Source organism: Microtetraspora malaysiensis (genome assembly GCF_050947145.1).
GTDB lineage: Bacteria > Actinomycetota > Actinomycetes > Streptosporangiales > Streptosporangiaceae > Microtetraspora_A > Microtetraspora_A malaysiensis.
Genome location: NZ_CP191998.1, coordinates 4,202,109 through 4,222,643 on the forward strand (window position 1 = coordinate 4,202,109; position 20,535 = coordinate 4,222,643).

The 20,535-nt window shown below is 71.8% G+C and carries 12 protein-coding genes; 6 read left to right on the forward strand and 6 right to left on the reverse strand.

Features of this window, described 5'->3' with window-relative positions:
- Positions 1 to 6: 6 nt before the first annotated feature.
- The 3 genes from cbiE to ACQP1V_RS19720 all read right to left on the reverse strand — a co-directional run bounded on the left by cbiE (position 7) and on the right by ACQP1V_RS19720 (position 2,994).
- Positions 7 to 1,311, reverse strand: coding sequence for a precorrin-6y C5,15-methyltransferase (decarboxylating) subunit CbiE (gene cbiE, locus ACQP1V_RS19710; protein ID WP_433425109.1), 1,305 nt, complete (start codon positions 1,309 to 1,311; stop codon positions 7 to 9).
- Entirely contained in the window at positions 1,304 to 1,720 is a 417-nt protein-coding gene (locus ACQP1V_RS19715) for a pyridoxamine 5'-phosphate oxidase family protein (RefSeq protein ID WP_433425111.1), read from the reverse strand. The genes cbiE and ACQP1V_RS19715 overlap by 8 nt, the downstream gene beginning before the upstream one ends.
- 218 nt (positions 1,721 to 1,938) lie before the next feature.
- The gene (locus tag ACQP1V_RS19720) at positions 1,939 to 2,994 is read right to left on the reverse strand and encodes a sigma-70 family RNA polymerase sigma factor (RefSeq protein WP_433425112.1); all 1,056 of its coding nucleotides are present in this window, start codon (positions 2,992 to 2,994) and stop codon (positions 1,939 to 1,941) included.
- A gap of 118 nt (positions 2,995 to 3,112) precedes the next feature.
- Between ACQP1V_RS19720 and ACQP1V_RS19725 the strand changes: the two genes are divergently transcribed.
- The gene (locus ACQP1V_RS19725; RefSeq protein ID WP_433425114.1) at positions 3,113 to 3,703 is read left to right on the forward strand and encodes a DinB family protein; all 591 of its coding nucleotides are present in this window, start codon (positions 3,113 to 3,115) and stop codon (positions 3,701 to 3,703) included.
- Positions 3,704 to 3,844: 141 nt separating this feature from the next.
- Here the strand turns inward: ACQP1V_RS19725 and ACQP1V_RS19730 are convergent, their stop codons facing one another.
- Positions 3,845 to 4,798 (reverse strand): helix-turn-helix transcriptional regulator, encoded by a 954-nt coding sequence (locus ACQP1V_RS19730; protein WP_433425116.1) that lies wholly within the window; start codon positions 4,796 to 4,798, stop codon positions 3,845 to 3,847.
- Positions 4,799 to 4,861: 63 nt separating this feature from the next.
- Between ACQP1V_RS19730 and ACQP1V_RS19735 the strand changes: the two genes are divergently transcribed.
- On the forward strand, positions 4,862 to 6,016 hold the full coding sequence (locus ACQP1V_RS19735) for an epoxide hydrolase family protein (protein WP_433425118.1): 1,155 nt from the start codon (positions 4,862 to 4,864) through the stop codon (positions 6,014 to 6,016).
- 239 nt (positions 6,017 to 6,255) lie between these two features.
- Entirely contained in the window at positions 6,256 to 7,281 is a 1,026-nt protein-coding gene (locus tag ACQP1V_RS19740; RefSeq protein WP_433425120.1) for a TerC/Alx family metal homeostasis membrane protein, read from the forward strand.
- A 28-nt stretch (positions 7,282 to 7,309) separates the two neighbouring features.
- On the opposite strand, the gene ACQP1V_RS19745 is transcribed toward ACQP1V_RS19740, so the two are convergent.
- Positions 7,310 to 8,467, reverse strand: a complete 1,158-nt coding sequence (locus ACQP1V_RS19745; protein ID WP_433425122.1) for a sugar phosphate isomerase/epimerase family protein — start codon at positions 8,465 to 8,467, stop codon at positions 7,310 to 7,312.
- Positions 8,468 to 8,610: 143 nt separating this feature from the next.
- Positions 8,611 to 9,813: an ROK family transcriptional regulator gene (locus ACQP1V_RS19750; RefSeq protein WP_433425124.1), complete on the reverse strand. Its 1,203-nt coding sequence runs from the start codon at positions 9,811 to 9,813 to the stop codon at positions 8,611 to 8,613.
- 320 nt (positions 9,814 to 10,133) lie between these two features.
- Here ACQP1V_RS19750 and ACQP1V_RS19755 point away from each other — a divergent pair, with 320 nt between their 5' ends.
- The 3 genes from ACQP1V_RS19755 (at position 10,134) to ACQP1V_RS19765 (ending at position 20,458) form a co-directional block, all read left to right on the forward strand.
- Complete coding sequence (locus tag ACQP1V_RS19755) at positions 10,134 to 15,389, forward strand: ThuA domain-containing protein (RefSeq protein ID WP_433425126.1); 5,256 nt, start codon at positions 10,134 to 10,136, stop codon at positions 15,387 to 15,389.
- 76 nt (positions 15,390 to 15,465) lie between these two features.
- The gene (locus ACQP1V_RS19760; protein WP_433425127.1) at positions 15,466 to 17,520 is read left to right on the forward strand and encodes a catalase; all 2,055 of its coding nucleotides are present in this window, start codon (positions 15,466 to 15,468) and stop codon (positions 17,518 to 17,520) included.
- Between the two features lie 262 nt (positions 17,521 to 17,782).
- Entirely contained in the window at positions 17,783 to 20,458 is a 2,676-nt protein-coding gene (locus ACQP1V_RS19765) for a glycoside hydrolase family 3 N-terminal domain-containing protein (RefSeq protein WP_433425129.1), read from the forward strand.
- The last annotated feature ends 77 nt before the right edge of the window (positions 20,459 to 20,535 follow it).

Here is a 20,535-nt window from a genome sequence, read left to right on the forward strand (position 1 = left end):
CGTCCGTCACGATCGCTCCTCCTCGCCGAGATCCGTCCATGGTTTGACCGCCGACCAGACGGTCACGGGCATCATGGCCCGCCAGCCGGTGAAGCCGCCGACCGGGGCCGCGCGGGTGACCGCGAGACGCACGAGGTCGCCGCCGAGCCGGCCGTGCCAGCCGGTCAGGACCGCCTCCGACTCCAGCGTGACCGCGTTGGCCACCAGCCGCCCTCCCGGCCGCAGCGCGGCCCAGCAGGCGTCGAGCAGGCCGGGCGCGGTGGCGCCGCCGCCGACGAAGACGGCGTCGGGGACGTCCAGCCCGGCGAGCGCGGCCGGTGCCGCGCCCACGACGATGTCCAGGTCGGGCACGCCCAGCGCCGCGGCGTTGCGCGCCGCGCGCTCCGCCCGCTCGGGGCGGCTCTCCACCGCGATCGCCCGGCAGGCCGGATGGCTGCGCATCCACTCGATTGCGATGCTGCCCGCCCCGGCGCCCACGTCCCACAGCAGCTCTCCGGGCACGGGCGCGAGCCGGGACAGGGTCACGGCGCGCACCTCCCGCTTGGTGAGCTGCCCGTCGTGCTCGTACGCGTCGTCCGGTAGGCCGGGCACGCGGGGGAGCGGCGTCACCCCCGGGTCGGACCGGCACTCCACCGCGACGACCCGGAGAGAGGACGCGTCGGGGGTGTCCGCCGCCCACCGCCGCGCTGTACCGGAGGAGCGGCTCTCGCCGGGGCCGCCGAGGTCGGACAGCACCGTCAGCGTGCTCGCGCCGTACCCGCGCGCGGTGAGCAGGGCGGCGACCCGGGCGGGCGCGTCCCTCCCCGAGCAGAGCACCAGCACCCGGCGTCCGGGCAGGACCGCCGGGTGCAGCAGCGTGTCGGGGCGGCCGACCAGGCTCACCACCTCGGTCTCCTGCACGGCCCAGCCCATCCGGGCGCAGGCGAGCGACAACGACGACAGGTGCGGCAGCACCCGCACCCGGTCGGCGCCGAGCAGGCGGACCAGCGTCGAGCCGATGCCGAAGAACAGGGGGTCCCCGCTGGCCAGCACGCACACCGCCCGCGCCCGGTGCGCCGAGAGCAGCCCGGGCAGCGCGGGAAGCAGGGGAGAGGGCCAGGTGACCCGCTCGGCGCCGCCGTCCGGGACCAGGTCGAGCTGCCGGGCGCTGCCCATGAGGACCTCGGCCGCCCGTACGGCCGTGCGCGCGGCGGGGCCGAGGCCGGTCCAGCCGTCCGTCCCGACGCCGACGACGGTGACGACGCCGACGTCGTCCCGCGGATCGGCCATCGCCTCGCGGGCATCGGACATCGCCTCGCGCGGCTCAGACATTGCCGAGTACCCGGGTGACGCGGATCTCGATCACCACGCGTCGCGGGTTCTCCCGCGGCGGCTTGTAGCGCAGCGCGTACCGGCGCTCGGCGTCGGCGACCTCCTCGGGGGAGTCGCGGATCACGGCGCGGCCCTCAAGGGTGGACCAGCGGCGCCCGTCCACCTGGCACACGGCCACGGCCACGCCGGACGGCCCGGCGGCGGCCACCAGCCGGGCCTTGTGCGACTCGCGTGAGGTGATGACCCGGGCCACCGCCGCCTCGGCGTCCAGGGTCACCCCGACCGGCACCACGTGCGGCGTCCCGTCCGGGCGCACCGTGGTGAGCGTGCATAGATGCCGCTCGCGCCAGAAGGCGTGGAACCCCTCGCCGAGCCCGGTCAGGTCGGGCAGTGCGGCTCCCGCCGGCATCGCGTTCACCTCGAACAATCGTCAATTTGGCGGAAACGTCCGTTCGCGGGTGGAACGTCCCCTTGGGCGGGGTGTCAGTTTACGCGGCGCCCGGTCGGCCGATCATCGGGCCGTGAGGAGCCGCTCCACGACGGCGGCCGGCTTCGGGGGTCGACGGGCAGCTGCGCCGAGCCGGTCCGAGCGGCGCCGACGCCGTCCGGACCGGGCATCGATCCTGGTCAGGCCAGCGAGGCGGGCAGCCCGAATGACGGGAAGTGGTCGGGGCCGATGAACGTGGTGATCTCGGCGATTCGCTCGCCGCGCAGCGTCAGCACGTTGATCGACCAGTTGAGGTAAGCGCCGAGGTCGTCGTTCCAGAGGTAGAAGCCCACGGCGGGCTGGCCGTTCGCGCTGGTCGGAAGGTGCCGCCAGGAGCCGCATCCGGTCAGCGGGACCCGCAGGGCGAAGTCGATGACGGCCTCGATGCCGTGGTACCAGTGCGCCATCGGCGGCATCGACCAGGTGACGTCCTGGGTGAGCAGAGCGGCCAGGGTGTCGGCGTCACCGCGTTCCAGCGCGGTGGAGAACCCGGCGACGATCTCTCGCAGGCGCGCGTCGTCGATCTTTCGCAGCGTCCGCTGCTGGGTGGGGGAGGGAACCTTCTCCTCGACGACCTTGCGGGCTCGCGCCAGGGCCGAGTTCACCGACGTGGTCGACGTGTTCATCGTGGTGGCGATCTCGGCGGCGGAGAAGCCGAGGACCTCGAAGAGCAGCAGCGCCGCCCGCTGGTTGCCCGGCAGGTGTTGTAGAGCGGCGACGAAGGCGAGTTCGACGGCTTCGCGCTGCTCATAGCGCGCGTCCGGGCCGGCCGGTCCGTCCCCGAGACCGGCATCGGGGTACGGGCCCAGCCAGGCGATGTCGGCCAGTGGGTTGTCGCCGACCACCGTGTGGTCGCTGGACGGGCCGAGGTCGACGGGCAGGGCCCGTCTGCCGCGGGTTTCGACGATGTCCAGGCAGGTACGGGTGGCCACGGTGTACAGCCACGAGCGCAGTGAGCTGCGGCCTTCGAAGCGCGCGAGACCTCGCCATGCCCGCAGCAGGGCGTCCTGCAGGGCGTCGTCCGCGTCGTGGGTGGAGCCGAGCATGCGGTAGCAGTGGGCGTGCAGCTCCCGGCGAAGTGGCTCTATGAGACGGGTGAACGCGGCGTCGTCCCCGTCGCGTGCCAGGGCCAGGTCCGGATCCTCGGCGCCCTCCACTGCCGTATCCGCGGAGGTGGCGGAAAAAACTTCGCTCACGGGCGACGATTCTGCCCCACGGGGGGAGTCTCCTCTTCGACGGCCGCGAGGCACCGACGACCTGCCCTCTCCGTCCCTCTCGCAGGAGAGGGCATCACTTCACAGGAGGCATTCCACTATGACCGAAGCAGATCTGAAAGCCGACCTTCACCGATACCTGCAGGAAGCGCGCGAGGCGCTGCTGTGGAAACTCGACGGGCTCTCGGAGTACGACATCCGCCGACCGCTGACGCCGACCGGCACCAACCTGCTGGGGCTGGTCAAACATCTGACCACCGTCGAGCTGCAGTACCTGGGCTATGTGTTCGACCGGCATTTCGACGAGCCGGTGTCCTGGTTCGGCCGCCACGCCGAAGCCAACGTGGACATGTGGGCCACCGCGGACCAGTCCCGCGAGTACATCGTCGGCCTTTACCGGCGTGCGTGGAAACACTCGGACGCCACGATCCAGGCACTGGGGCTGGACACCGTCGGCCATGTGGAGTGGTGGTCTCCGGAGTACGGCAAGGCGACACTGCACCGTGTCCTGGTCCACATCATCGCCGAGACCCACCGGCACATCGGGCACGCCGACATCGTCCGGGAGCTGATCGACGGCGTCGTCGGAACACGGGAGGGCGACGGCCGAATCGCTTCCGGAGACCAGGCGTGGTGGGAGGACTACCGGAACCGGCTGGAGCGGGTGGCGCAGGAGGTCGGCCGCAGCTGAACCCGCACTGCTGAACCCGCACTGCTGAAGCCGCCCTGCTCAGCCGGTGCCACCCACCCCCGCGCCGGGACAGCGTGGGGGTGGCCGACCGCCGTCGCTGGACGAGTGCCGCTCAGGCGTATTCCGGGGTCATGCGAATCCCTATTCTCCCGGGCGCGCGGCGGTCTGGTAGCGGGCGGCGAGCCGGGCCAGGTGCTCGGTGAGGAGTGACGGCTCGACGACGTCGAAGTCCTCGTCGAGGAAGCCCAGGATCACCGCGATGGTCTGCAGCGAGTCACCGCAGACGGTCAGCACGCAGCTCCGGTCGTCGATCGGCTCCACCACCCCGGTGATCTTCCCGGCGACGGCCTCGGCGGGGGCGTGGACCCGGACCCGGGCCCGGCACGGCCACATTCCCGTGCCCATCCGCCTGGACAGGAAGGCGACCACGTCGCCGTCGGGGGAGTCCCGGGGCGCGAACCGCGGGCCGGTCGGGACGCGGGGCCGGACCCGGTCGGCGCGGAAGACGCGCCAGTCGTCGCGGTCCAGATCCCAGGCCACCAGGTACCACCGGCGGCCCCAGCTCACCAGGCGGTGCGGCTCCACCGTGCGGACGCCCACCGACCCGTCGTGCGCCGTGTAGTCGAACCGCAGCCGCTCGTGGTCGCGGCAGGCGGCGGTCAGCGCGGTGAGCACGTCCACGTCGACGGTCGGGCCTGTGCCGGGCATCGCCACGGTGAAGGTCTGGAACGCGGCCACGCGGCGCCGCAGCCGGGACGGCAGCACCTGCTCCAGCTTGGCCAGGGCGCGGACGGAGGTCTCCTCGATCCCGGCCACGCCTCCGGCGGCGCCCGACCGGAGCCCCACCGCCACCGCGACCGCCTCCTCGTCGTCGAGCAGCAGCGGCGGCAGGGCGGCGCCCTCGCCGAGCCGGTAGCCGCCGAAGACGCCCGGGGTGGCGTGCACCGGATAGCCGAGGGAGCGCAGCCGTTCCACGTCGCGCCGGACCGTGCGCCGCGCGACGCCGAGCCGGTCGGCGAGATCGGCGCTGCTCCAGTCGCGCCGCGACTGGAGCAGCGACAGCAGGCGGAGCAGCCGGGCCGAGGTCTCCAACACGCCGGCCAGTCTCGCACTGATCGCGGCCGGAACCTGGCCGCGTTCGTCCCTACGGTCACCGCCATGAACGACATAAGCGACATGACTGACGCGACCGACATCCGGCCGTTCCGTAGTGACATCCCCCAGTCCGATCTGGACGACCTGCGCGCCCGGATCGCCGCCACCCGCTGGCCGGACGAGATCCCCGGCACCGCCTGGTCGTACGGCGTGGCGCTCGGCCGGGTGAAGGAGCTGGCCGAGCACTGGCGTACGGCCTACGACTGGCGCGCGCACGAGGCCAGGCTCAACGGCTTCCCGCAGTTCACCACCACGATCGACGGCCAGAACGTGCACTTCCTGCACGTCCGCTCGCCGGAGCCGGACGCGCTGCCGCTGATCCTCACCCACGGCTGGCCCGGGTCGGTCGCCGAGTTCCTGGACCTGATCGGGCCGCTGGCCGATCCGCGCGGGCACGGCGGCGACCCCGCCGACGCGTTCCACGTGGTGGTCCCGTCGATCCCCGGGTACGGGTTCTCCGGCCCGACCACGGCGACCGGATGGGACGTCCCCCGCGTCGCCCGCGCCTGGGCGGAGCTGATGCGCCGCCTCGGCTACGCGCGCTACGGGGCGCAGGGCGGCGACTGGGGTGCGCGGATCTCGCCGGAGCTGGCCAGGACCGCGCCCGACCACGTCGCGGGCCTGCATGTGAACGCGTTCTTCGCGCTCCCGTCGGGCGACCCGGGCGAGACGGACGGATTGACCGACGCCGAGCGCGCCCGGCTGGCCGGGATCACCCGCTGGAACGGCGAGCGGTCCGGCTACGCCGCGATCCAGAGCACCCGGCCGCAGACCCTCGCCTACGCCCTGCTCGACTCGCCGGTCGGGCAGCTCGCCTGGTACCTCGAATGGTTCGACGGGTACGGGCAGGGCGTCGGCGGCGTGGACCGGGACGCGATCCTCACCAACGTCACGCTGCACTGGCTGACCCGTACCGCCGGCTCGGCGGCGCGCCTGTACAAGGAGGCCGCCGCCTCCTGGGGACGGCGGTTCGAGCGCTGCCCCGTCCCGACCGGCATGGCGGTCTTCCCCGGAGACTCCACCGTGCGGGCCTTCGCCGAACGCGAGCACGCCGTGGTGCACTGGTCGGAGTTCGACCGCGGCGGCCACTTCGCCGCGCTCCAGGCGCCGGACCTGCTCGTGGCCGACGTTCGCGCCTTCTTCCGCCGGGTCCGCTGACGGCAGGGTCGGCGGACGGCAAGGCCCGGGACGCGGGGAATTCGGGCGCCGGGGGATTCGGGTGCCGGGGGCGGAACCTGGGCCGCCCGGCGCGCGTTAGGCGGACGAGCGAGCGCGGACGAACCCCGTGAACCCCGGCCCGGACGCCGTGGCATGCCGAGCAGCGGCGACGGGCGATCCGCACGGAACGACGCGACCATGCCTGCGGACATGGTCGCGGACATGGTGGAGGTCATCCCGTGCTGGAGATAACCCCGGTCGGCTGGGCGCTGACCGCCGGCGTGATAGTGCTGCTGTTCGCGCTTGATCTCACTCTTGGGATCATCCGGCCGCACACGGTGGGCTTCCGCGAGGCGGTCGGCTGGTCGGTCTTCTACATCGCGGTCGCGGTGGCCTTCGGCCTGGTCTTCGCCACCTACGCGGGCTGGGAGTACGGCGCCGAATACTTCGCCGGGTACGTCGTCGAGAAGAGCCTCTCGGTTGACAACCTCTTCGTCTTCGTGATCATCATGAGCACGTTCGCGGTGCCCGCCGAGCACCAGCGCAAGGCGCTGACCCTCGGCATCATGATCGCGCTGGTGATGCGGGTCGCCTTCATCGTGCTCGGCGCGGCCCTGCTGTCGCTGTTCTCGTTCATGTTCCTCGTGTTCGGGGCGCTGCTGATCTGGACCGCCGTCCAGCTCTACCGGCACCGCCAGGAGGATCCGAGCGTCGAGGACAACGCGCTGGTCCGGCTGACCCGCCGCGTGCTGCCGGTTACCTCCGACTACGTCGGCGGCCAGATGATCGCGCGGGTCGGCGGCCGGCGCGTGGTCACCCCGCTGTTCGTGGTGCTCATCGCGATCGGCAGCACCGACCTGCTCTTCGCGCTCGACTCGATCCCGGCGGTGTTCGGCGTGACCGAGGAGCCGTACATCGTCCTGGTGGCCAACGTGTTCGCCCTGCTCGGGCTGCGGGCGCTGTTCTTCCTCGTCAAGGGGCTGCTCGACCGGCTGGTCTACCTGTCCACCGGGCTGGCGCTGATCCTCGCGTTCATCGGCGTGAAGCTGGTGCTGCACTGGGCGCACGGCCTCAGCGACAGTGTGCCGCAGATCTCGACCATGCTCTCGCTGGGCGTCATCGTCGTCGTGCTGGCCGTCACCACCGTGGCCAGCCTGCTCAGGTCGCGCCGCGACCCCGCCGCCCGCGCCCACGCCGGCACGCTGCGCGCCCCCGAACGGGAGCCCGAGCCGGAGCCGGAGGCGGCGCGCGGCGACGAGAAGTGAGCGCGGAGGCGGGGTACGGCGCGGCGGGTCAGCCGCGCAGCGCGGCCAGGTTGGCGTAGCTCAGTTCGGCGTACCGCAGGGAGCGGCCCGGGTCCGCCGCGTCCCCGGGGGCGTTGTCCTGCTCGTACATCGGGTTGTGGTAGCCCTTGGCCCCCATGTTCGCGAAGAAGCCGGCGTAGTCGATGTCACCCGTGCCGAACGGCACCATGGCGTAGCCGTTGGCGTCGGCCGGGTTGTGCTTGCCGTCCTTGGCGTGGAACAGCGGGAAGCGCTTCGTCTGGGCGCGTACGACCGCGAGGGGGTCGAAGACGGCCGTCTGCGCCGATCCGTCGGGCGCGGTGTAGGTCCGGAACTTGAACTGGGCCACGTGCGCCCAGAAGATGTCCATCTCCAGGTAGACGTGCGCCGGATCCGTGATCGTGAGGAAGTACTCCAGCTTGCGGACGCCCGACGAGCGGGTGGGCCGCCCGGCCGCGTCCGGCGGGCCGCTGTCGAGGAGGAATCCGTACGCCACGTCGTGGTTGTGGGTGTACAGCTTGATCCCGGCCGCGGTCGCCAGCGAGCCCAGGTGGTTCCATTTCTCGGCGGCCACGTCCCAGTCGGCCCGGTAGGCGCTGCCGGTGGGGTCGCCGCCGGTGCCCATGTGGCCGAGGCCGAGGATGTTCGCGATCTCCAGGTGCAGCTTGAATCGGTCGAGGTCGGCCGTGGTGAGCGGCCACGAGCCGGGAATGAAGCCGTGGTTGCCCTCCGCTTGCAGGCCGTTGTCGTCCAGCCAGCGGCGCAGCAGCCGGGCGCCCTCGACGTTCTCCAGGTTGGCGCCGCCCTCGGCGTTCGGGTGCTGTCCGTAGCCGGCGAACTCCACTTGCTTGTAGCCGATGCGGGCCAGCTCCTCGAACACCCGGCGGAAGCCGGACGCGAGCGGGGTGGAGCCGGGGTCGCGTCCGATCGCGTCGCGGACGGTGTAGAGGATGATGCCGCGCTTGCCCGGGGGCACGAGCACGCCGTTGCCGCCCCTCTGGGCGGCCGTGTTCGTGGCGGCGCTCGCGGCCGCGGCGAGCGGGCCGGTCGCGGCCAGGGCCGTCGCCGCGGTGACGCCCGTCGTGGCGGCCAGGAAGCGGCGCCGGCTCAGCCCGAGCGCGCGGCGCAGGGCGGACGAGGTCTCGGTGGGATCTTCGTGTGCGGTCATCGCAGCCGTCCTCTCGGTGCGGACGCGTGCGCCGAACACGTCAGGGGCGCGCTGGGGTGCGCAGGCGCCCGGCGATCCCGGCGGCGTGCCACCGTCGCGGAGGATCAGGGCGCCCTCATTGTTACGGCACCGTCGGCGGCGGGTCAATGCGCGGCGGGGGTGACCGCCTGGTCCACCGTCCCCGGCGCGAGCACGTGCTCGACCACCATGACCGCGGCCCCGATGACGCCCGCCCGGTCGCCCAGCTCGCTCGCCCGGATGGTCAGGTGCTGGGTGGCGAGGGGGAGCGAGCGGCTGTAGATCGCCTCGCGCACCCCGGCGAGGACGTGTTCGCCCGCCTCGGCGATGTCGCCGCCGACGACGATGACCGACGGGTTGAAGAAGTTGACGATGGCCGCGAGCACGCCGCCGATGTCCCGCCCGGCCTGCCGGATGACCTGCGCGGCCTGCGCGCTGCCTCCGCGGATCAGCCGTACGACGTCACGGCTGCCGGCGGCGTCGACGCCCGCCTCGCGCAGCCGGGCGGCCATCGCAGCGCCGCTCGCGACCGCCTCCAGGCAGCCCGTGTTGCCGCAGCGGCACAGCGCGTCGCCCGCGGTGCCGACCCGGATGTGCCCGACGTCGCCGGCCGCGCCCTGCGCGCCCCGGTGGAGCCGCCGGTCGGCGATGACGCCGCACCCGATGCCGGTGCCGATCTTCACGAAGAGCAGGTGGTCGACCTCCGGGCTGGCGATCCAGTGCTCGCCGAGGGCCATGATGTTCACGTCGTTGTCGACCAGGACGGGGGCGGCGAGCCGCGCGCCGAGCCACTCGGGCACCGGGAAGGCGTCCCAGCCCGGCATGATCGGCGGGTTCACCGGCCGCCCGGTCACGTGCTCCACCGGCCCGGGCAGACCGAGCCCGACGCCGCAGACCTGGGAGAGCGGGTACCCGGCCTCGGCCAGCATCTCCTCGAACGCGGTGACCAGCCAGGACAGCGTCGGCTCCGGGCCGCGCTCGATCGGCAGCTCGGCGGCCCGCTCGGCCAGCACCGCCATGCCGAGATCGGTGACCGCCAGCCGGGCGTGCGTCGCGCCGAGGTCGGCCGACAGCACGATGCGGGCGCCGCGGTTGAACGCGAACGCGGTGGCCGGCCGTCCCCCGGAGGAGACCGTGTCCCGCGAGGGGACGATCCACTTGTGGTCGATCAGCACGTCGAGCCGCTGCGAGACGGTGGACCTGGCCAGGCCGGTGAGCTGGGCCAGCTCGGCGCGGGTGCGGGCCTGGCCGTCCCGCAGGATCGCGAGCAGGGCCCCCGCGCCCGGGGCCGCTCCGCCGCCGGGCTCGCTCACAGTGCCGTGCGTCAAGCGCGTCTCCCATCAACCGACGTCCGGACCCGGTGCTTTCCCGCGATGTTACATCAGCGGATCTTTTCCTTTCGTTGACAGTCGGCATAAGTCCGGCTTACTTTCGCGAAATACGGACGACATCCGACGTATGTCGCCGGTAATTCGATATCGGTAGCCGTTCCCGTCCAGTCGGGCCCGGTCGCCCGCTCCGCCGCCGCGCCGAGACGGCGGGGCGCGGCGAGTGCCACCCGGGTCCGTCACCCCCCCGCTTCTCCGTCCCGTGCCCCTGTGCCACCTCACCGGGACGCGACCACCCCCCAAGCGAAGGGAACCCCGCCATGCCCCCCAGGCGGACCAGCCGCGCCACCCGCTGGGTCGCGCGGATCTGCGCCTTACTGCTGGCTCTCACGAGCCTCACCGCGCTGACCACGACGATCGGCCCGGCCGCGCCCGCCCGCGCCCACGCGGCCGTCGACCCCGCCGACTACCAGCGGATCGAGCTGGCCAAGGGCGTGCCCGAGATGGGCGAGCCCATGACGATGAGCGTGCTCCCCGACCTGTCCGTGCTGCACACCTCGCGTGACGGGACGCTGCGCCGTACGGACGCGGAGGGGAACACGACGGTCGTCGGCGCCCTCAACGTCTACACGCACGACGAGGAGGGACTGCAGGGCGTGGCGGCCGACCCCGGCTTCACCGCGAACAGGTTCGTCTACCTCTACTACGCGCCGCGCCTGAACACCCCGGCCGGCGACGCCCCGGTGACCGGGACCGACTTCTCCGCCTGGCAGGGCGTGAACCGGCTCGCCCGCTTCACGATCAAGCCCGACTGGACGCTCGACACGGCCAGTGAGGTGAAGATCCTCGACGTGGCCGCGGACCGCGGCATGTGCTGTCACGTCGGCGGCGACATCGACTTCGACGCCCAGGGCAACCTCTACCTGTCCACCGGCGACGACTCCAACCCCTTCGACTCGGCGGGCTACTCCCCGCTGGACGAGCGGCCCGACCGCAACCCCGCGTACGACGCCCAGCGCAGCGCCGGGAACACCGACGACCTGCGCGGCAAGATCCTGCGGATCAAGGTCAAGCCGGACGGGAGCTACGACATCCCGGCGGGCAACCTCTTCCCGCCCGGCACGCCCAAGACCCGGCCGGAGATCTACGCCATGGGCTTCCGCAACCCGTTCCGGATGAGCGTGGACAAGACCACGGGCGTCGTCTACGTGGGCGACTACGGCCCCGACGCGGGCAGCTCCGACCCCAACCGCGGCCCGAGCGGCCAGGTCGAGTTCGACCGCGTCACCGGCCCGGGCAACTACGGCTGGCCGTACTGCACCGGCACGAACACGGCGGCCGAGACCTACAACGCGTTCACCTTCCCGTCCGGCCCGTCCGGGCCGAAGCACGACTGCGCCGGCGGCCCGGCCAACCGCTCCTTCCGCAACACCGGCATGGACACACTGCCGCCCGCCCGGCCCTCGTGGATCAAGTACGGCGGCGACGAGGGCTCACCGCCGGAGTTCGGGAGCGGGTCCGAGTCCCCGATGGGCGGCCCGATCTACCGCTACGACCCGGACCTGGACTCCCAGGTCAAGTTCCCGGCCGAGCTGGACGGCCACTTCTTCGCCGGCGAGTTCGGCCGCCGCTGGATCAAGGCGATCGACGTCGCCGCCGACGGCACCCGGGGTGAGATCGCGAACTTCCCGTGGACCGGGACCCAGGTCATGGACCTGGCCTTCGGTCCCGACGGCGCGCTCTATGTGCTCGACTACGGCTCGGGCTACTTCGGCGGCGACCAGAACTCCGCGCTGTACCGGATCGAGTACATCAAGGGACGCGACCGAGCGCCGCACGCCGTGGCCAAGGCCGACAAGACCTCCGGCAAGACGCCGCTGACCGTCTCCTTCTCCTCGGCCGGCTCGGCCGACCCCGAGGGCGAGCCGCTCACCTTTGCCTGGGAATTCGGCGACGGGACGTCCTCCACCGCCCCGAACCCGACCACGACCTACACCGAGGACGGTGAGTACACCGCCACCCTCACGGTCAAGGACCCCGGCGGCAACACGGGGCGCGCCAGTGTGCTGATCACGGTGGGCAACACCGCGCCGACCGTCACCATCGAGGCGCCCGGCCCCGGGCGGCTGTTCGACTGGGGCGACACCGTACCGTTCACGATCAAGGTGACCGACCCCGAGGACGGGGACGTCGACTGCGCCAAGGTCACGATGACGTACGTGCTCGGCCACGACAGCCACGGCCACCAGATCACCTCGAAGAACGGCTGTTCGGGTGAGCTGACCATCCCGTCCGACGGCGAGCACGACGACGCGGCCAACATCTTCGCCGTGTTCGACGCGGAGTACACCGACAAGGGCGGGCTGACCACGCACACCCAGCACATCCTGCAGCCGCGGCACCGCCAGGCCGAGCACTACACGGCGATGTCCGGCGTCTCCCAGATCAACAAGGCGTCGGCGCACGGCGGCAGGACGGTCGGCGACGTCCACAAGGGCGACTGGATCTCCTTCAAACCCTACGAGCTGAGTGAGGCCAAGGGCTTCACCGCGCGCGTCTCCTCGGGCGGCGCCGGCGGCACGATCGAGGTCCGGGCGGGTTCGGCGACCGGCACCCTGCTCGGCAGGGCGTCCGTGCCGGTGACCGGCGGCTGGGAGACCTTCGTCGACGTCTCGGCGCCGCTGAACGGCGCGCCGTCCGGCACGACCGAGCTCTACCTGGTCTTCGTCGGAAGCTCCGGCGCCCTGTTCGACCTGGACGACTTCACCCTGCTGAAGGAGTCGGCGAGCACCGGCCCGGCCATCGGGCCGATCACCGGACCCGGCGGGCTGTGCGTCGACGTCGCCGGGGCCAACAGCGCGGACCGCACCAAGGTGCAGCTGTACACCTGCAACTACACCGGCGCGCAGGTCTGGACGATCGAGGGAACGACCGTCAAGGCGCTGGGTAAGTGCCTGGACATCGCCGACGGCGCCACCGCCGACGGCACCAAGGTGCAGATCTACACCTGCAACTACACCGGCGCCCAGCAGTGGACCGCCGGGCCGGACGGCTCGCTGAAGAACCCGCAGTCCGGCCGCTGCCTCGACGGCGCCGACACCGGCCAGCTCGTCATCAGGACGTGTGACGGTGGCGCGGCGCAGAAGTTCGTCCTCCCGGCCTCGGGCGGCACCGGCGGCTCGGGCGACGTGCTCGTCTTCTCCCGTACGGCGGGCTTCCGGCACGACTCGATCCCGGCGGGCATCCAGGCGATCAAGGGCCTGGGCTTCACGGTCACCGCGACCGAGGACCCGGGCGCCTTCACCACCGCCAACCTGGCGAAGTACAAGGCCGTCGTCTTCCTCAGCACCACCGGCGACGTGCTGAACGACGCCCAGCAGACGGCGTTCGAGTCCTACGTCAAGGGCGGAGGCGGCTACGCCGGCGTCCACGCCGCCGCCGACACCGAGTACGACTGGCCCTGGTACGGCGGCCTGGTGGGCGCCTGGTTCGCCTCGCACCCGGCGGTCCAGCGGGCCACGGTCAAGGTGGAGGACCGGGCGCACCCGGCCACCGCGCACCTCGGCCCGTCCTGGAGCCGGACCGACGAGTGGTACGACTACAGGTCCAACGCACGGACCACCGCCCACGTGCTGGCCACGCTGGACGAGTCGACCTACTCCGGCGGGAAGATGGGAGCCGACCACCCCATCGCCTGGTGCAAGCCGTACGACGGGGGCCGGTCCTTCTACACCGGCGGCGGGCACACCGCGGCCTCCTTCGCCGAGCCCGCCTTCCGCGAGCACCTGCGCGGCGGCATCGCCTACGCCATGGGCGACGCCAAGGCGGACTGCCGGCCGGAGACCGGCTACACCGCGATCTACGTCGGCGACACGACCGGCTGGCAGCAGGCAGGCCCCGGCGGCTTCGCCAACGCCGACGGCACGCTGACCTCGCAGGGCGGTATGGGCCTGTTCTGGTACAAGGCGAAGGAGTACCACTCCTACTCGCTGAAGCTCGACTGGAAGATGCGGGGCGACGACAATTCGGGCGTGTTCGTCGGCTTCCCCGCCTCCGACGACCCGTGGTCGGCGGTGAACAACGGCTACGAGATCCAGATCGACGCCACGGACGCCCCGGAGAAGACCACCGGCTCCGTCTACGGCTTCCAGTCCGCCGATCTCGCCGCGCGCGACGCCGCGCTGAACCCGCCCGGCCAGTGGAACACGTACGAGATCCGGGTCGAGGGGGAGCGGCTGCGGGTCTTTCTCAACGGCACGCAGATCAACGATTTCACCAACACCGACCCCGCCCGCTCGCTCCAGCAGGGGTACGTGGGCATCCAGAACCACGGCGCGGGCGACGAGGTGGCGTTCCGCAACATCCGGATCAAGGAGCTCGGGCCGGCCACCGGTGACGTGACCGTCCAGGCGGAGAACTGGTCGCAGGCCAACGGTGTGCAGACCTATCCGCACGCCCCCGCCCACGGCGGGACCGTGCTGGGCTACGCCGACCCGGGTGACTGGGCCGCCTACGACGACCTCGACCTGACCGGGGTCACCGGCTTCACCGCCCGGGTCGCCTCGCCCGGCCCGACCGGCGGCTTCGAGATCCGCACCGGCTCCCCGACCGGTCCCGTGCACGGCCGCGTCACCGTGCCGAACACCGGCGGCTGGGAGTCGTACGCCGACGTCTCCACGACGCTCACGGACGTCCCCTCCGGCAGCGCGAAGCTCTACCTGGTCTTCACCGGGGCGAACTTCGACGTGGACGACTTCACCCTGACCCGGGCGGCCGCGGACAAGGCGGCTCCGGTGACCGCCGCCGCGCTGGATCCCAAGGAGGGGCCGAGCGGCTGGCACACCGCGCCGGTGACCGTCACCCTGACGGCGACCGACGAGGGCTCGGGCGTCGCGACGACCGAGTACCGCGTCGGCGACGGTGACGGCGACTGGACCGCCTACACCGAGCCGTTCACCCTCAAGAAGGACGGCACGCACACGGTGGCGTTCCGCTCCACCGACAAGGCCGGCAACACGGAGGAGGCCAAGAAGGTCACTGTGAAGCTGGACGCCACCGCGCCCACGCTCACCGTCGGAGGCGTCACCGGCGACGGCACGTACGGCGACGCCGCCCGCGTCACCGTCACCGCCGAGGCCGCGGACGAGGGTTCGGGGATCGACGCGGTGACGGCCACCCTCGACGGTGAGGAGTTGACCCTCGGCGAGCCGCTCGACCTGCACACGCTGGCGCTCGGCGAGCACACCCTGAAGGCGACCGCGACCGACAAGGCGGGGAACACCGCCGAGAAGGTCAGGACGCTGACGGTGACCGCGTCGTTCGGCGACCTGCGGACCCTGCTGGACCGGTTCTCCGTCGGCGGCACGCTGGGCGCGCAGCTCGCCGACTTCCTCAAGGCGGCGAACCACCAGGACGTCAAGGACCACCCGGACCAGGCGATCCACCACCTGGAGAAGTTCCGGTCGGCGGCGGCCGAGGTGGCCGACGCGGCCGCCCGCGCCGTGCTGGTCCGCGACGCGGACGCCCTGATCGCGGGGCTGCGCCCGACCGGCGCTGACCGTCTGATCCCTGTTTAACCGATGTGGCGCACGAGGGTATAGACCCCAAGGTCCCCCCGAACGGACAGAGACCACCAACCGTGAAGGGGGACCCGTGCGCCACGAGGACGCCGTCGAGAAGGACGAGAAGCAGCGGCAACTCGACCAGCACCGTGTCGATCTCCAGGGCACCCGGCTCACCACCGACCAGGGCGTGCTGATCGACGACACCGACAACTCGCTCCAGGCCGGGGAGCGCGGTCCGACGCTCCTGGAGGACTTCCACTTCCGCGAGAAGATCATGCGGTTCGACCACGAGCGCATCCCCGAACGCGTGGTCCACGCCCGCGGCTCCGGCGCCTACGGCCAGTTCCGCGTGTACGAGTCGCTCGCCGAGCACACGGTCGCCGACTTCCTGTGCGACCCGTCGCTGGTCACCCCGGTGTTCGTGCGCTTCTCCACGGTCGCCGGCTCGCGCGGCTCGGCCGACACCGTACGGGACGTGCGTGGGTTCGCGACCAAGTTCTACACCCGGCAGGGCAACTACGACCTGGTCGGCAACAACATGCCGGTCTTCCCCATCCAGGACGGCATCAAGTTCCTCGACTTCGTGCACGCGGTCAAGCCGGAGCCGCACAACGAGATCCCGCAGGCCCAGTCGGCGCACGACACCCTCTGGGACTTCGTGCAGTGCCAGCCGGAGACCCTGCACTTCGTCATGTGGCTGATGTCCGACCGGGCGATCCCGCGCAGCTTCCGCATGATGCAGGGGTTCGGCGTGCACACGTTCCGGCTGGTCAACGCCGAGGGCCGGGCCACGTTCGTGAAGTTCCACTGGAAACCCCTCCTCGGCACCCACTCGCTGGTGTGGGACGAGGTGCTGCGCGTCCAGGGCAACGACCCCGACTTCAACCGGCGCGACCTGTGGGACGCGATCGAGCGCGGCGCCTTCCCCGAGTGGGAGCTCGGCCTGCAGATCGTGCCCGAGTCGGACGAGCACGCCTTCGACTTCGACCTGCTCGACCCCACGAAGATCATCCCCGAGGAGATCGTGCCGGTGCGCCCGGTCGGCAGGATGACGCTCAACCGAAACCCGGAGAACTTCTTCGCCGAGACCGAGCAGGTGGCCTTCTGCACCGCCAACGTCGTGCCCGGCATCGACTTCACCAACGACCCGCTGCTGCAGGCCAGGAACTTCTCCTACTTCGACACCCAGCTCATCCGGCTGGGCGGGCCGAACTTCGCCCAGATCCCGGTCAACCAGCCGGTCGCGCCGGTGCACAACGACAACCGCGACGGCTACCACCAGCGGATGATCCACCAGAGCGGCACCAGCTACTCCATCAACTCGATCAGCGGCGGCTGCCCGATGTCCGGCATGGTCAGCGGCGACTTCTCCGGCGTGTTCCAGCACTACCAGGAGCGGGTGGACGGGCGGAAGATCCGCAAGCGCAGCCCCAGCTTCGAGGACCACTACAGCCAGGCCACGCTGTTCTGGAACAGCATGTCCTTCTGGGAGAAGCGGCACATCGTGAACGCCTTCCTCTTCGAGCTCGGCCACGTCGAGCGCCGGAACATCAAGGAGAAGGTCGTCGGGCACCTCGTCCACATCGACCACGAGCTCGCCACCCAGGTCGCCCTCGGGCTCGGCATGCCGGTGCCCGCGGGCGGCCCGGCCAACCACGGCAAGGCGTCGCCCGCGCTGAGCCAGGCCAACTCGGCGCGTGAGACGATCGCCACCCGCAAGATCGCGATCCTGGTCACCGACGCCACCGACGCGGGCGCGCTGACCCCCGTCAAGGAGGCGCTGGAGGGCCAGGGGGCGATCTGCGAACTGATCGGGCCGCACGAGGGGGACGCCGCCTCGCTGGCCGTGGACCGCCAGCTCACCGCGACCAACTCCGTGCTGTACGACGCGGTCCTGCTCGCCGACGGCGGCCTCCTGGCCGAGGACGGGCCCGCGGTCCACTTCGTCCGTGAGGCGTTCAAGCACGGCAAGGCCATCGCGGCGCTGCCGGGCGGCTCGGGCCTGCTGCAGGCGGCCCGGCTGCCCGGCACCCAGGGCGTGATCGGGCCCGACGCGTCGGGAGGCGCGTTCGTCCAGGCCTTCGCCGACGCCGTCAAGGTCCACCGGCACTACGACCGCGACGTGGCGACGTTCTCGGCCTGAGCTCGGCATCCGGGCACGGCGATACGGCGCGGCGGGGCGATGTGGGAGCGCCTCGCCGCGCTGTCGGGTCCGCGTGTCAACGAGAAAACGCTCTCCCGGGACGCCTTCGATGAAGTCACTGTTTCCCAGGTGAACGAGGGTGCCGTTGGAGAGCGCTCTCAGACTGTTGACTGACCGCCGGGCCGGGATGAGGATCTGCGCAACGCGGTGGCCCACGGGGCCGTCACGATCGCCGTTGCCGCCTCTTGAGAACGGACCCCCCATGACACGACCGTTCGCCCGGTTACGGGCGCGTCGACGCACCTCCGCGGTGCTGGCCGGCCTCGCCGTACTGGCAGGGAGCCTCGCCGGAGTTCCCGGCGCGAACGCGGGGGCGGGTGAGAGCCCCGCCCAGCCGGTGGTCGGGGCGCCGCCCCTGGGCCGCGACGGATGCGCCCGCGCCGACGCGAGCCTCGCCACGCTCCCCGACTGGCCGAAAGTCACCAGCCGGATCAAGAGGAACCCGGCCGACGAGAAGCGGGTGGCGAAGATCCTCGCCGGCATGACGCTCGCCGAGAAGGTCGGGCAGATGACCCAGCCGGAGATCGGCGCCGTCACCCCCGAGGAGGTCCGTCAGTACGGCATCGGCTCGGTGCTCAACGGCGGCGGCTCCTGGCCCGGCCGGGACAAGCACGCGTCCACGCGGGCCTGGCTCGACCTCGCCGACGCGTACTGGGCGGCCTCCGTCGCCACCCGGACCAAGATCCCGGTCATCTGGGGCATCGACGCCGTGCACGGCAACAACAACGTCTACGGCGCGACGGTCTTCCCGCACAACATCGGGCTCGGGGCGGCGCACGACCCCTGCCTGGTCAGGGACATCGGGGCCGCGACCGCCACGCAGATCCGGGCGACCGGCCAGGACTGGGCGTTCGCGCCCACCCTCGCCGTCGTCAGGGACGACCGCTGGGGCCGCACGTACGAGGGCTTCTCCGAAGACCCCCGAATCACCCGCGCCTACGGATACGAGATGGTCCGCGGGCTGCAGGGCGACCACCCGCGCGGCATCGGGGAGCGGAGCGTAATCGCGACCGCCAAGCACTTCATCGGCGACGGAGGCACCCTCAAGGGGCAGGACCAGGGCGTCAACCCGTCCTCCGAGGCCGAGATGATCAACATTCACGGTCAGGGCTATTACGGTGCGCTGGCCGCCGGGGCGCAGACCGTGATGGTGTCCTTCAACAGCTGGACCAACGGCGACCTCGGCATCGACGAGGGCAAGCTTCACGGCAGCGAGCGGGCGCTGACCGGCATTCTCAAGGGGAAGATGGGCTTCGACGGCGTCGTCGTCTCCGACTGGAACGGCATCGGCCAGGTGGCCGGGTGCACCAACGCGAGCTGCGCGCGGGCGATCAACGCCGGCATCGACGTCGTGATGGTGCCGAACGACTGGAAGGCGTTCATCGCGAACACCGTCGCGCAGGTCGAGGCCGGTGAGATCCCGATGGCGCGGATCGACGACGCGGTGACCCGCATCCTGCGGGTGAAGCTGCGGGCCGGCCTGTTCGACGCGCCGAAGCCGTCCGCCCGCGCCGGGGCCGGGTCGGCGTCGGCGCTGGAGGCGAAGGCGCTGGCCAGGAAGGCCGTGCGCGAGTCACAGGTCCTGCTCAAGAACAACGGCAAGGTCCTGCCGCTGGCCTCGGGCGCGAAGGTCCTGGTCGTCGGGAAGAGCGCGGACAGCCTGCAGAACCAGACCGGCGGCTGGACCCTCACCTGGCAGGGCACCGGAAACACCAACGCCGACTTCCCCGGCGGCACGACGATCCTCGGCGGGCTGCGTGAGGCGCTCGGCGCGGCCAACGTGACCTTCGCCGAGACGGCTGACGACGTCGATCCCACCACGTTCGACGCGGTCATCGCGGTACTCGGCGAGACGCCGTACGCCGAAGGGGTCGGAGACATCGGGCGGCGCTCGCTGGAGGCGGCGAAGCTCTATCCCGGCGACCTCGCCGTGCTGGACAAGGTCAGCGGCAAGGGCGTCCCCGTGGTCACCGTCTACGTCACCGGCCGCCCGCTGTGGGTCAACAAGGAGCTGAACCGCTCGGACGCGTTCGTCGTCGCCTGGCTGCCCGGCACCGAGGGCGGCGGCGTGGCCGACCTGCTCGTCCGGTCCCGGCACGGGGGAAGGCCCGGCGGCGGTTTCACCGGCACCCTTCCGTACTCCTGGCCGAAGACCGCGTGCCAGACCCCGCTCAACGCGGGCGACGAGGGCTACGACCCGCTCTTCCCGCTTGGGTACGGCCTGCGCGACGGGCAGGCGGGATCCGTCGGCACGCTCGATGAGACGTCGCCTGCGGCCGGGTGCTCCGGCAACGGTGGCGGCGGCACCGCGACCGAGGACCTGGAGATCCACAACCGTACGGACGTCGCGCCATACCGGAGTTACATCGGCTCCGCCGAAAACTGGGGCGGCACCGAGATCGGTGTGGACGGCGAGGCGGCGCACTCCGTGATCAGCGTGGTCCCGGCCGACGTCAACGTGCAGCAGGACGGCCTGAAGGTGACCTGGACCGGCGGCGGCCCCGGGCAGATCTACATGCAGGACCCGGCAGGCGGCACCGACCTGCGCGGCTATCTCAACGCCGGTGCGGCGCTGGTCTTCGACGTGATCGTCCACCGGCCCCCGGCGGCGCGGACCGTTCTGGGCGTGCACTGCGTCTACCCGTGCATGTCGGAGGTGGCGGCGACGTCCCTGTTCCAGCGGCTGCCCACGGGGACCACGGCGACGGTCAAGGTCCCGATCGCCTGTTTCGCGGAGGCCGGTCTCGACCTGGAGGCGGTCAACACGCCGTTCCTCGTCTACACGGACGGGGCGTTCTCCGCGTCGTTCGCGAATGTCCGCTGGGTGCCCGGCGCCGCCAAGGACGCCGACGCCCAGACCTGTTCCGGGCTCACCTGATCCGCTCGACCCGGGCCCGGGTAAGGATCGCCGCGGTGGGCAGTCGGCGACTGTGGCCGGAACCGAGCCGCGGCAGA